The 12582-nt window shown below is 63.0% G+C and carries 8 protein-coding genes; 5 read left to right on the top strand and 3 right to left on the bottom strand.

Features of this window, described 5'->3' with window-relative positions; translation table 11 throughout:
* Positions 1-266: 266 nt before the first annotated feature.
* Positions 267-3053, bottom strand: a complete 2787-nt coding sequence (locus tag ABZ855_RS28205) for a DNA methyltransferase (protein WP_360811465.1) — start codon at positions 3051-3053, stop codon at positions 267-269.
* On the bottom strand, positions 3050-6355 hold the full coding sequence (locus tag ABZ855_RS28200; protein WP_360811463.1) for a helicase-related protein: 3306 nt from the start codon (positions 6353-6355) through the stop codon (positions 3050-3052). The genes ABZ855_RS28205 and ABZ855_RS28200 overlap by 4 nt, the downstream gene beginning before the upstream one ends.
* Positions 6356-7390: 1035 nt before the next feature.
* On the opposite strand from ABZ855_RS28200, the gene ABZ855_RS28195 reads away from it, so the two are divergent.
* The 3 genes from ABZ855_RS28195 (at position 7391) to ABZ855_RS28185 (ending at position 10452) form a co-directional block, all read left to right on the top strand.
* The gene (locus ABZ855_RS28195; RefSeq protein ID WP_360811461.1) at positions 7391-8218 is read left to right on the top strand and encodes a transposase family protein; all 828 of its coding nucleotides are present in this window, start codon (positions 7391-7393) and stop codon (positions 8216-8218) included.
* A gap of 905 nt (positions 8219-9123) precedes the next feature.
* Complete coding sequence (locus ABZ855_RS28190; protein ID WP_360811459.1) at positions 9124-9357, top strand: GNAT family protein; 234 nt, start codon at positions 9124-9126, stop codon at positions 9355-9357.
* A gap of 168 nt (positions 9358-9525) precedes the next feature.
* Positions 9526-10452 carry a hypothetical protein gene (locus ABZ855_RS28185; RefSeq protein ID WP_360811457.1) on the top strand — a complete coding sequence of 309 codons (927 nt, stop codon included), beginning with the start codon at positions 9526-9528 and terminating at the stop codon, positions 10450-10452.
* 364 nt (positions 10453-10816) lie between these two features.
* Here ABZ855_RS28185 and ABZ855_RS28180 read toward each other — a convergent pair whose 3' ends face one another.
* A complete protein-coding gene (locus ABZ855_RS28180) occupies positions 10817-11269 on the bottom strand; it encodes an NUDIX domain-containing protein (protein WP_360811455.1) in 453 nt (150 codons plus the stop codon).
* Between the two features lie 30 nt (positions 11270-11299).
* Here ABZ855_RS28180 and ABZ855_RS28175 point away from each other — a divergent pair, with 30 nt between their 5' ends.
* Positions 11300-12079 (top strand): GntR family transcriptional regulator, encoded by a 780-nt coding sequence (locus ABZ855_RS28175; RefSeq protein WP_360811453.1) that lies wholly within the window; start codon positions 11300-11302, stop codon positions 12077-12079.
* 139 nt (positions 12080-12218) lie between these two features.
* A complete protein-coding gene (locus ABZ855_RS28170; RefSeq protein ID WP_360811451.1) occupies positions 12219-12581 on the top strand; it encodes a hypothetical protein in 363 nt (120 codons plus the stop codon).
* The last annotated feature ends 1 nt before the right edge of the window (position 12582 follow it).

Genomic DNA, 12582 nt, shown 5'->3' with positions numbered 1-12582 from the left:
GCTTCGGGCGGCATCTGCCTGCACATACGCGAAGACCCCGTTCTCAGCGAAACCGTTGATGGCGGGGTCTTCGGGCAGGGTGCCGCGGCGGGATTCGACCTGCGCACACGGCTCCGGAGGCCGAGTGGCTTTCCGGCATTCCTGCTGGTCATGGGCTCGTCCCACTTAGGAGAACTTGGCGCAGTCCACAGATGGTCCATAGCTCACCGCCAAGCGGCGCGAGCGTCGAGCCGCCCGCTTGGAAGAGCACTGGCCTCTTGCGGCGACTAGCTCAGCCGGCCACGGCGCCTCCTCCCGGCCGCAGAGGTAAGCGGGGCGGTCAGCATTAGGTAGTTTGCAAAGAGGGCTTCCTGCCGCTCCAGCAGGTGCGGGTTTTTGCTTCGGATTCCGAAGACCCGGTCGATGAGCGAATCCAATTCTTCGTGCGCACGTCGAACCTTGTGGTGCATGCGGCTAGGTCTGTAGTGGTCTTCCAGTGACCACGAAGGTTCGATTTTTCGCGCTTCGATAATTTCACGACCTGCTGCAACGATCCTCCCTTTAGAGGCGGCGTCAAGTGCAGGTAGCGGAAAATTGTTCCAGGTGATGGTACTAGAGAACGATGGATCGGACTTAAGGCGCCCGCCAACGGTCAACATCCAGGCCAGGAACATGCGCGAGGACGCAACGGCGAAGACGAGACCGCTTGGATCGACGGCGCCGTACACCTTGTTGCTAATAATCGTTCCGGCGTCGAGGTACCCAACCGGCAGGTAATCGCGATTCTCGCTAGAAACTTCGGGAATGCAGACGAAATGAGTGTCTGGTGTGATGCCGAACTGTCGAAAAAGGTGATCGTGCTGATAGCTGCGTGTCGTCGCAGCGGTGCTTGCCTGGCGTGTTTCTCGAACAGCGGCGATCCGCCGACGTAGCTCGGGGCTGCGAGCCAAGTCAGAGGGCGTGGCATTCACGAGCCAGAGACACCACCTCTTTCTCCCTCCGATTAGCTCCTTAGACCCAACGTAGGGTCGCAAGAACCGTGCGGCAATAGGATCTGCCGCAACGGTTTCGTACACTTCTGGAGTGACCACAAGATTCCCGCCATCGGTTGGCATAGACCCTTTGGCGACTTCGGGAAGATTCACGGAAATCGGGCTTGTCCGCTTGTCTACTAGGACGTTTGGACCGTCAACAAGATACGCATTGATAGCGGATACGGTTCGTTCCTCCGGTGCGGCCCGCAGAGAGGCGTAGTCGAACAAACGTGGTTTTTGCGCGAGTTGCCGGGCAAAGCCGATGATCACACAGTGTACTGCGGCGGCCCCAACCGCCTCGGACGTCCAAGCGAACGTCCGGTGGGCGAACTTGATGAGCCAACGGGCGTTGAAGATTTCGGAGAAGAGCCGATGTACTTGGTCGCCCTGCGTGATGGAGTTGGTGGTGACGAAGGCCCATACCCCGTCGTGGTGAGCAAAGTACTGGAGCGCTTTGGCGTGCCAACCGGTGACGTAGTCCATCCGGCTGAGAGTCTTGTTCCCACCCCACACGACTCGTAGCTCGGCCAATTGCTCCGGGGTACGCGTGTGATCCCCAAGGAACGGGGGGTTACCGGCTACAACGACATGTTCGCTCGGAGGGCACACGGCAGCCCAGTCAAGCCTTAGGGCGCTGACACCGCTGCGGATGGTGGCGTGCTCCTGGATAGGAAGACGGTCCGGAGCCCAGCCAAGTCGCTCGGTAAGTTTGAGGTCACATTGCCGGTCAATGAGGAACATCGCGGTCTCAGCGATGCGGGCCGGCCATTCGTCAATCTCGATGCCGTAGAAGTGGTCGAGGGTAACTCGAAGGCCGAGGTTGGCTAGCAGCATAGGATCGTCTCTGGTGATCTCTTGGAGGCGTTCCATAATGGCCAATTCAAGGTCGCGCAGTTCACGATAGGCGACAATTATGAAGTTCCCACAGCCGCAGGCAGGATCCATGTAGCGGATCTTCCCGAGCTTATCCCTGAGCTTACGAAGTCTGTCTGCCTCGTACTTTCCAAGAGTTTTGATGTGCTCGAACTCTGCGCGTAGTTCGTCGAGAAAAAGAGGATTGAGAGTCTTAAGAATGTTCTCCTCGGAAGTGTAGTGCTCACCAAGTTCGCGTCGCGTCTTTGCGTCCCGAACGGATTGGAACATGGAGCCAAAAATTGCAGGACTAATTGCCGCCCAGTCGCGTTCGCACGCTTCAAGAATAACTGTTCGGAATTCTGCGTTTATGGTAGGCAGGGTAAGTCGTTCACGGAAGATCCCACCGTTGACATATCGGAATCCCATGAACTCTGCTTGCGCCTTTTCCCTTTCTACTGGAGGAGTGTCAAGGTACGCGAAAAGGTCGGATAGGCGTGTGCCAATATCGGAGCCGTCCGGGGAGGTGTGTTGGTGAATATAGTCGCGAAACAGGTTTTGTGGCCACATTTCGGTATCATCACCGAACATTAGGAATAGGAGCCGTGCGAGGGTGACGGAGATCTCGTGATCTCGCGATTTCCGGTCGTACCCAGCCGGGTACGCCTGCTCCATGGCGGTATACATGCGTGCCATGAGCTTGGAGGCGTGCTTGGTCTCGTTATGAGCTTCCACATCGAACGCAGATCGGACTTTTGCAAGAACTGCGTTCGGGTCAAGTGCGGCGTCCAAGGGTAGGCGAATTGCCTCAAGCTTCGCGGCGAACTGGGGGTTGCGGTCGCCAGTGCGGTGCAGGTGCCGGCTCAACCGGGTTGCGGTGGACGCTCCAGTGGCCCGACGAACGGGCCAGCGCCAGACCTGTTCTGAGCCGTCATAGAAGATGACAAGCCGGTCCGTGGAGGTCCCGGCGATGAGGTGGTCGAGGGCAGCCTCCAGCTTGGAGCCCGGTTTCTGGTCGCATACCCAAACGCGCAGTCCTTTGTAAGAGGAGACGTTTGTTGCGGTGAGGACGTGCCCGTCCTCCTCGTAGGCGATCGGAGGATGGTCTGGCCGGGACCAATTCAGGTCGTGGATGAACAGCTTCTGGTAGTTGTGCTGCTCGGCGCGGGCGATTAGGGAATCAGTCATGCTTTCTGGACTCCTAGCGAGCAGACGATCTTGATCGTGTCGGCGTCTGTGGACTTAATCACGAGCCTGTCCTCGGCGTGTAGTTGCGCGATTAGGTCCGCAAGGTCTTCGAGCCCGTAGCGATTGCGTCTGGCTTGGCTGAGGCGCATCGTGGCGTGCTCGGTTAGCGGTCGCTCGTGTAGCGCGCTAAGGCCCTCTGCCGCCTGCTCACCATAGAGCGTGCCGCCGAGGCGCTGCCACGCCCATTTGCGGACCCCTCTAAGGTTTCCTGCGGCGATAGTCTCCGTTTTGAGCGGGCCTTGAACGAGGGACTTTTCCTTGGCGAAGTGGTCGTCGCGCAGGGGCGCTGTGAGGATGTTGGTATCGGCCCGAAATATGCGCAGTGCCTCCAGAGGTGTGATCAGTTGCTCGATCACCCCATGGGCGGTGTCGATGGAGGTAGCGAAGGCGTCGACGCCTGAGGCCGTCGCCACGTAGCATGTGACGCTGCCGTGGTCCTCATGAAGATAATGATTACGTGTGCTGTGCACCATGTCCTGCATGGCCAAGACTCGGGCGCAAATTTCGGGGTGTTCACGCTGGGCGTTGGACCACACCAGCCAGGCTTCGCTGACGGCGTCCGCCTCGCCTTCTGCTTCGTCGGCCTCGTCTGGAATGCGACCGTTGTAGAAGTCGTCCAGTGCTTTGATCTCTTGTTCGCCGCCGAAAAACTGTTCGTCGGAGCCGAACGCTTCGGCCGCGGCGCCTAGCCGGGTTTTGATGCGTTGCCGTAGGCGGATCTGCTGCTCGACTTTTTCGTGGGTAATCAGGTAGACGTACACCGTGTCAGACTTCTGCCCGACTCGGTCTACGCGGCCGGCACGTTGGATGATCCGAATGATCGCCCATGGCAGGTCGTAGTTGATGACGATGTGCGAGTCTTGCAGGTTCTGCCCCTCTGACAACACGTCAGTGGCGACGAGAACATCGATGGGGTCGGCGAGGGGTTTTTGGTCGGGCTGGTCTTGTCCCGGGAGTCTGTTCGATTCTGGAGAGAACCGACGGGCGAGGGAGGCCGGGTCGTCAGTGCCGCCGGAGGCAAGGCCTACGTGCTCAATGCCTGCCTCCTCGAGTGCGCTAGCGATGTACGTGGCAGTGTCGACGTACTCGGTGAAGATCAGGACCTTCTCGTTGGGATGCTGGTTACGCAGTAGGTCGACGAGAACATTGATTTTTGAGTCGCGTGTTGAGTCCCAACTGCCGAATCGGTCCAGCAGCATCGTGATGGCCTCGTTGTCACGTACCAGGTCTCTGCGCAGAGAGGACTTGAAGACAGTACTGTTGACCCACTTCGTTTTGCCGGAAAGAGACGCAATCAGTGCTTGATAGCGGGTGGCGATGGTTCCGTGCAGGTCGGCGTCGCCTTCTACGTCCTCGTCGCTGATCGCGAATTGCTTGTCGCTGAAAGACCCGAGTGGGATGGGTAGCCGATTTTCGATGGCGTACAGGAATAGCTCATTACGCGCTCGTTGCCGTTGCAGCGAGAGGATAAATGAATGCCCCGATGAGGACAGTCGCTTGAATAGACCGATTCGAACGAATCCGCTGACGTTGCCTCGTCCGGAGCGGATGTCATCGAGGTTTCGAGTGTCTACTGCGGTGTGTGCTGCTCGGGGGTTGTCGTAGTCAGCCAACCGGTATCGTGGCAGAATCAGGTCACGAATAGTGTCGAGAGTTGCGTCGTCCTCCATGAGCTTGGCTGGATCGTCATCGCTAAATGTGTGGCTTAGGGGCTTAGCAATTCGAGTGGGGAAGAAGAACTTTGCGCCGTTGGAGAAGGTTAGGTATTCACGTTCGACCTGACTGCCATCTGGTCGTGTGAATAGTTCAGTCTCAGCCGTCCGCTTAATGAAGGATCGGGTGCGGCGTACGAGGTGGTCGCTCATTAGTCGCTTCCAGTCCTCAGGTTCCTCCGAGCGACGGAACGCTGCCAGTGTGTTGATCTTGCCGTCGACCTTGGCACTCAGCCCAGGATCCACCCGAAGAGCTGCCGTCGGAACGATACCCAGATCTTCATCCTCGTCTATGTATAGGCCGATCTGATTGGCAACATCGGTGAACGCGAGGTTATACGGAGTCGCCGTCAGCAAAAGGACCTTCGATCCATTAGCACGGATGTACTGGTGGATCGCATCGTAGGCCACGGTGCTGTTATTACGCAGGTTGTGCGACTCGTCGCAAATGACGAGGTTAAAGCGTTTGAGTTCTGGTAGGATCTTGTCGACCATTGAGTAAGGAACGACTCGGCCGTTGATGTCATAGGCCGCCAAGTGCTCAATCCACATAGGCGCCAGGTTCTTAGGGCAGAGGACCAGGGTGGAATAGTCTTCGGCAGCTTGCAGCATGAGCGCGGTAGCCACCGCCGTCAAGGTTTTTCCAAGGCCGACGACATCACCCAGCATCGTGCCGCCGCGTCGGACGATGCGTCGTGAAAGGGTGCGCACGGCACTCTCCTGGTAGTCCAACAGTAGAGTGTTCATCGACTTCGGCAGGACGTATCCCATCCCATCCCGAGCGTCCTGTGCGAGGGAGTGGCAGACTTTCAGATACACCTCGAAAGGGGTGGGCTGCTGTTCATCGGCCCATGAGTCGCTAATTAGGGCGATAATCTCGTCGGTAATGGTGAGTGAGAACGGGTCGTCCCACCGCTCATCGAACCAAATGGCGAGCTTGTTGGTGGCATCGGAGTCTTGGACATCGATATTGAGTTCGAGATTGTGGTAGAGCCCTGCCCCAGTGAGGTTCGACGAACCGACGTAGCCCCAGCGGCCGGCGTGCTTCTTATTGGGGGAGTGGAAGATGTAGGTCTTGCCGTGCAAGGGTTTTTCGGTGAAGACCTTCATTGCTACGGTCCCCTGACTCAGCTGCCGTTTGAGGGTTTGCAGAGTGCGCTGGCCCTCGGAGGTCGCAAGTCCGCGCATGAGTTGGGTACGCAGGTGCCGGACGAGCTGGTCACGCCGAGCGATTGCGCGTTCTCGGTCATGAATGTCGGCACCGTACTCTGGGGGCTGGATTTGCTCCTGCAGCAGTTCCAGCAGTTGCGCCGAATCTGATGGCGCGACCATGCCGACAAGGATGCGCGCTGTGGCCCGGTCTCCGGGCGCGGGATTTGGTTTTGTATCGAGAATGTCGGCGAAGGTGGCCCAGCCGCGGAGGTCGAGATAGCCAGTGGCCACATCAACACTATGGAAGTCCCTGAGAGAATCACGCAGTGCTGGGCCGAGACGGTCGTCATTGTTAATGTTGTCAAAAATATTGGGCATAATGTTGCGTTCCTCTGCTGGGGTGCGGCGGGGGGACGGTCGAGGTTAATGAGCAGAGCGGAAAGGAATCAATCAGTCAGGTAGTGGCATTTTCACTCTCGTGGGCTTGGTACCTCCTCAGGTCTTCCACTGCATCAGTCATGGTGGGGGGTTCGCGCTCGCGTTTGAGCCCTAGAGCTTGCCGATTAGCCAACCCAGACTCAGGCTCTCGTCGCTCGAGCTAGTCAATTGCGGGAACGAGACGTCGACTGGGGATAACTGACAGAGGGCGAAGGCGTGAGCCGAGCTGCGGCTAGGCGCTGGCGTCGTCATGTCACCTGTAGTGACGCACAGCGGAGAGCCAGCTGTGAGCGCATCGCCCTCCATGATCATGAGAGCTGTGTGCCACGCGTGCTGCCATCCGAACTGATCATGGCTGCGGCCAAGGTTCGCCGTACGCGAGACCAGCGATGGCGCCCGTCGTCCGTTCCTTTGCAGGCCTTGTCGTACGCCGGTGTCCGGTCTGGGGACCAAGGCGATCCGTAGTGCCCTGCAGGTGTCGCGCGGCGGTGCAAGCCGTTCGCTCCGACCGCCTCGACTGCATGAAGCCTGCCAGTCCCCCTGTTGCTCGCACTCATGGTGAGGAGCATGTCACCCTGCGACTTAAGGATGAGGGGTGTTCGTGAAGACCATCGAAAATCGTTATCGGTGGTATATGCACCAGCATGTCGGCCAGTATGACTGTGCCGGGCGCTTGGCGTTGCGCGCTCTGACCAGCGGCTAGCTGGGCTCCGGTGGCCTACCCGGCGGGGGCATGTCGAGGAGGGTTCGCGGCGGTAGTGAATCCCCCGACTACTGCAATCCCGCTTAGAGTTGAAGGAGCGCGTACGCGGGCTCCTCTGACCAGAGCGCACTGAGCCTTTCCCGGTAAGCGCTCGTCGCGCGCTGTGATCGCGATGCTTGCGCTGCGGCCCGCGTGGTCCCAAGTCGGGGCAGGCGTAAGGCCCCTGGTAGGAACGATCTTGCGACAGATTGTTCTGACCCGAGGGGCCTCACGTGCCGACCAGTGTCACATACACCGCTGTGCTCGATGTGAAGCGGTCCACCGCCGAGCACCTGGCCGGCCTCCTGCGCGACCACCGGATCGCGGCCAGGACCCGCAAGGGACGACGCGCGCTGGGCTGCTTCAAGCAGGCGGTGCTCGTGCTGCGCTGGTTCCTCGACGGCACCCGGCTGGCCCAACTCGCCTGCGACAACGGCCTGTCGGTCTCCACCGCCTACCGCTATCTCCACGAGGGGCCGACCGTTCTGGCTGCCGGGGCACCGGACCTCACGACCGCGCTGGAGCGGGCGAAGGCGGCCGGGCTGACGCACCTGAACCTCGACGGCACCGTCATCCGCACCGACCGCGTCGCAGCCCCCGGCCCCAACGGCGCCGACCTGTGGTGGTCCGGAAAACACAAGCACCATGGTGGGAACGTGCAGGTCATCGCCACCCCGGACGGCTGGCCGATCTGGGTCTCACCGGTCCGGCCCGGCCGTGAGCACGACACCACCTGTGCCCGCCACCACGGCCTGGTCGACGCCCTCAACCGAGTCGCCGCTGAGATGAGCATGCCGATCCTGGTCGACCTCGGTTACGAGAACGTCGGCGACGGCTTCCGCCACCCCGTCAAGAAGCCCGCCGGAGGCGAACTGACGGAGGCCCAGCAGACCTACAACAAGGTCATCCGTGGCATCCACGGCGTCTGCGAGCGCGCCAACTCCCTGCTCAAGACCACCTTCAAGGCACTGCGCCGGGTCAGCCTCGACCCCAGCCGTATCACGAAGATCGCCGCCGCAGCCCTCGTCCTGCTCCATCTTGAGTACGACCGCACCATCTGAACGATCACACAACGCCATGATCCGTTACTGACAAAGACTCACTGACCACGCCTTTCGCGGGCTCTGTCTAGTTCCTCGGGGCTGCTTCTGACATGCCGTGCGGGTGCCTGAGGTAACTTGCCCCCACACCACCACTCACCCCAGCTCCCGTCCCGTCCGCCGTCGACCCACACACCGTGGAGCGGGCGTGGTTCAGGGCGTCAAGGTGGAGCGCGCGACTGTACGAACGACCTTGACGCCCTGGGCCGCGTCTGCTCGGCTCTGCCTGGGTCGACGGCGGACGGGACGGGAGCACTCCACGCACACCACAACGGATCCGCAGCCGGGAACGGCGCCCCCTCCACCCCGGTGCCGGCCGATCCCCCGCCGGAGGCACTGCAGGCCATAGGCCGCCCCATGCGGTGCAGCCATGGCGGGTTCTCCTCCTCTCACGGCCGCGTCCGCCGCTGACCGGTGGCCTGGTGCGGGATCAGCGGGCCGTACAAACGCCCACGCATCTGGCAGCGCTGGCCCGCATGCCGCCGCCACCACGATCCGGCCTCTTGCGGTGACACAAACGTCTTTGACCTGCACCGTTGGGAAGGTGGAACGCGCACGCGGGGGCGCTGTGGCGGGGGCACGAGCGTGGTTTCGTTGCGCGGTTCGCCGCAACTGGCGCCTCGTCAGGTTCGGCCGCCTGGTCTCGGTCGGTCGCCCCACACGGCGGCTTCGGTGGCCATCTGCGCTGACCGGCCGCCGGGGCGGCAACAAGCCGCCAAGCATCCAGCCGCCCCGGGGCCGCCTCTCCCGACTGCCGAAACAGCCGAAAGGAACTGTCATCATCACCCGGCAGACTCCGTGCCCGGCCACCGGGTGCAGATCGACCGGTCCGGGCGCGGTGTTCGTCGGCGACCCGGCGGGCGTCCATGGCCCAGGCACAGCGACTGCTGGCCGAGTACCTCTTCGATCACACCAGGGCCGAACGGCTTCAAGCCTGGACGGACTGCGCCAACCTCGCTGAGCAGCGTGCGTTGGAGAAGGCAGGTTTCGTCAGGGAGGGCGTGCTGTGCTCCGCGCAGTGGCGCGGCGGCAAGTGGCACGATCAGGTGATCTTCTCCATGCTCCGCGCGGAGCGGTTCGACGGCGAGCCAAGACGGTGATCGACCCGGCCCCTTCGGGGCACACCTGGCCGAACTGTCGCGCAGCCCCGTTGCACATCCGCTAGTGCTCTAGCTGCGGCAATGCCTCATCCACAAAACCGGACGGAAACCGCTCACCTGCACCCTCCCCGAACAGAGGAGCCCAGGAAGCCAGTAACATGCGGCGCCATGAGCTCCCCCACTGGGCCCGAGTCCGGCCTGCCAGTACGAATGCCGCGGCCCCGCCAGCCCGGACGGCACCGCCGACCGGAACCACTGGTGGCTCCCGAGGGCGCGCCCGCTCTCGCCCTCGCGGTGCCCGGAGTGCCCAGCACCGCCACGCGCAGCCTCGCCGAGGAGGTCGTGAGCATCGCCCGCTCCGAGCTGCCCGGCCTGGACGCGCGGATCGGGTACCTGGACGGGGACGACGCCGAGTTCCCCACGCTGCGGTCTGTGCTCGCGCACGCCGCCGAGCAGCGCACGGCCCGCTACGAGCAGGCCGTCGCCGCCAGCGTCGAGGGAGTCAAGGAGCCCGACGGCCCGGTCGCCGTCGTCGTCCCGCTGCTGGCCGGTCCGGACAGCGCGCTGCTACGCCAGATCCGCCAGTCGGTGATGGACAGCCGGGTCGCCGCCGACCTGACCGACGTCCTCGGTCCGCACCCGCTGCTCGCCGAGGCACTGCACGTCCGGCTGTCCGAGGCCGGCCTGGCCCGCGCCGATCGCGCCCGGCTGTTCACCGTGGCCACGGCCGCCGACGGCATCATCCTGGCCTCCGTGGGCGGCGAGGAGGCCGTGCAGGCGGCCGGGATCACCGGCATGTTGCTCGCCGCGCGCCTGGCCGTGCCGGTGATGGCGGCGGCCCTGGACCAGGAGGGCTCCATCGCCTCCGTTGCCGACCAGCTGCGTTCGTCCGGCTCGCAGCAACTGGCGCTCGCGCCGTACCTGATCGGCCCGGAGATCGACCCGGCGCTGCTCGCGGCGGCCGCCGGGGAGGCGGGCTGTTCCGCGGCCGAGGCGCTGGGCGCGTACCCGGCGATCGGCAAGCTCGCCCTCGCCAAGTACACGACGGCGCTGGGCATCGCCCCGCAGCAGCCGCAGGGCACCCCGGTCCGCTGACCGCACCGCATCCGCACGAATCGGGCCCGCCGTGGATTCCTGTGCGGCAGGCCCTTGACCGCGTGCTGGCCCAGCCTCTTTCTGGCCTGGTTTCCGTGGAGCCGGCCCTCGTGATTGAGGAGGCCGAGCAGCGGAGCATCCCTGAGAGCGATCGAGACTCGCGCCAAAGTGGCTCCGTAAAGCCGCGGAGCCGACCGCCCCAGCCGACGCACCTCTTCTCTGGCATCAGGTGACTGATTGCCATGAGCGCGGCACGGGCGCCGGCCGGGCTGGAGCGGGGCGGAGACTGGAGCGCAGGCCCGGCCGGGGGTCGGGCCGCGCGCGGGGAGCGGAGCGAGCCGCACTTGATGAAGGAGAGAAAATCTTATCCCGCTGGGATGAGGTGCTGTCCGTCATGGCTCCGTACATGGGGACCGTTGCCGTCCAAGGCGTCCAGGAGCCTGATGGCGAAAGCCTCGGACATGCGGTCGCTGACTTCCTCGGGTGTGAGCCACGAGACCGCTGTGGACTCGCTGGAGGTGCGTTCGATGCCGCCGGAGGGCTTGCAGCGGAAGACCAGGGCGATGATGCCGCGGGTCATGTTCTTGTAGACGCCGGTGAGTTCGTCGACCTCGATGTGGATGCCGGTCTCCTCCAGGACCTCGCGAGTGACGCCGGCCTCGGGGGTCTCGTCGAGTTCGAGGATGCCGCCGGGGAGTTCCCAGGTGCCGTTGTCGGCTCGGCGGATCGCCAGGAGGTGGCCGTCCTCGCGCACCACTACTCCGGCTACGGACACGGAGTGCAGGGGAGGGGCTGTCGCTTCCTGTGGTTGACTCATGTAGAGGAGCTTAGGAGGCAGAGAAGGACTATGGGAACTGCTGCTGGAGGGGGCGCGGCCGGCCCTCGGTACGTGCAGATCGCGGAAGAGATCGTGCAGCAGATCCGGGCGGGGATTCTGAAGCCTGGTGACATGGTGCCGAGTGAAGCGGAGCTGGTGGATCGCTACGGCGTGTCTGGCGGCACGATCCGTAAGGCCATGGTCGAGGTGCGGGCCAGTGGACTCGTCGAGACCCGGCACGGCAAGGGCTCGATCGTGAAGAACCGGCCTCCCGTGCGGCACCGCTCCTCCGATCGCTTCCGGCGCTCGCTCCGACAAGGAGGGCAGGCGGCCTACCTCGCGGAGTCCGCGCAGTCCGGCGCCACCGCAAAGGTCAGCGTCCTCTACATCGGGCCCATGGATGCTCCCGAGGATGCCGCGCAACGGCTGGGAGTCCCCGCCGGAACGCAGGTGCTGGCCCGCCGGCGTCTCTACTTCCGCAACGGCATTCCGGTCGAGACCGCCACGTCCTACCTGCCGTGGGACGTCGTGAAGGAGATCCCGGAGCTGTTCGCCGAGAACCCCGGCGGCGGTGGCATCTACGCTCGACTCGAAGATCACGGGCATGAGTTCGCCGAGTTCGCCGAGACTCTGCAAGCGCGTCCGGCCTCGAAGGCGGAAGCCACGGAGCTGGCACTCAGTCCGGGTGCGCCCGTGGTTCATCTGATCCGTGAAGCTCGTACGACCGCGGGTCTCGTGGTCGAGGTGTGCGACACGCTCATGGCCGCTGACCAGTTCGTTTTCGAGTACCGCATCCCTGCCGACGACTGACGTCCGCTCAACTCCCCGCAGCCCGTCGCGAGTTCTTCTTCGCGGCGGGTTGACTCATGTACAGGAGTGATGCACTCTTCTTCATGTCACTCATATACATGAGTGACGGAGTTCAGCATCTATAGAGGAGTGATCTGCTGTGCGTCAGATTCCCGTCGATACCTCCGCCGCGATCGTGATGGTCGCCAAGACCCCGCAGCCCAAGGTCAAGGACCGCCGCACTGGCGAGATCGCCATGGACATCGAGTCCGGCTCGAAGCTGATGACGGTCGACGTGATGTTCGCGGCGAACGAAGAGGTGGAGATCCTTTCCATCACCGTTCCGGAGCCCGGGATCAGCGGTGAGCTGGCCATGGGCACACCGGTCGCGCTCACCGGCCTGATCGCTCGGCCCTGGGAGAACGACTTCAACGGCCAGAAGCGGCACGGAATCGCGTTCCGCGCGGTCGCAGTCACCTCGCTCGCCAACGTCAACGCCGCCGCAGGATCGAAGGCGGCCTGAT

It is taken from the genome of Streptomyces sp. NPDC047042, assembly GCF_040644035.1.
Classification (GTDB): domain Bacteria; phylum Actinomycetota; class Actinomycetes; order Streptomycetales; family Streptomycetaceae; genus Streptomyces.
This window is presented reverse-complemented; position numbering and strand designations above follow the sequence as displayed.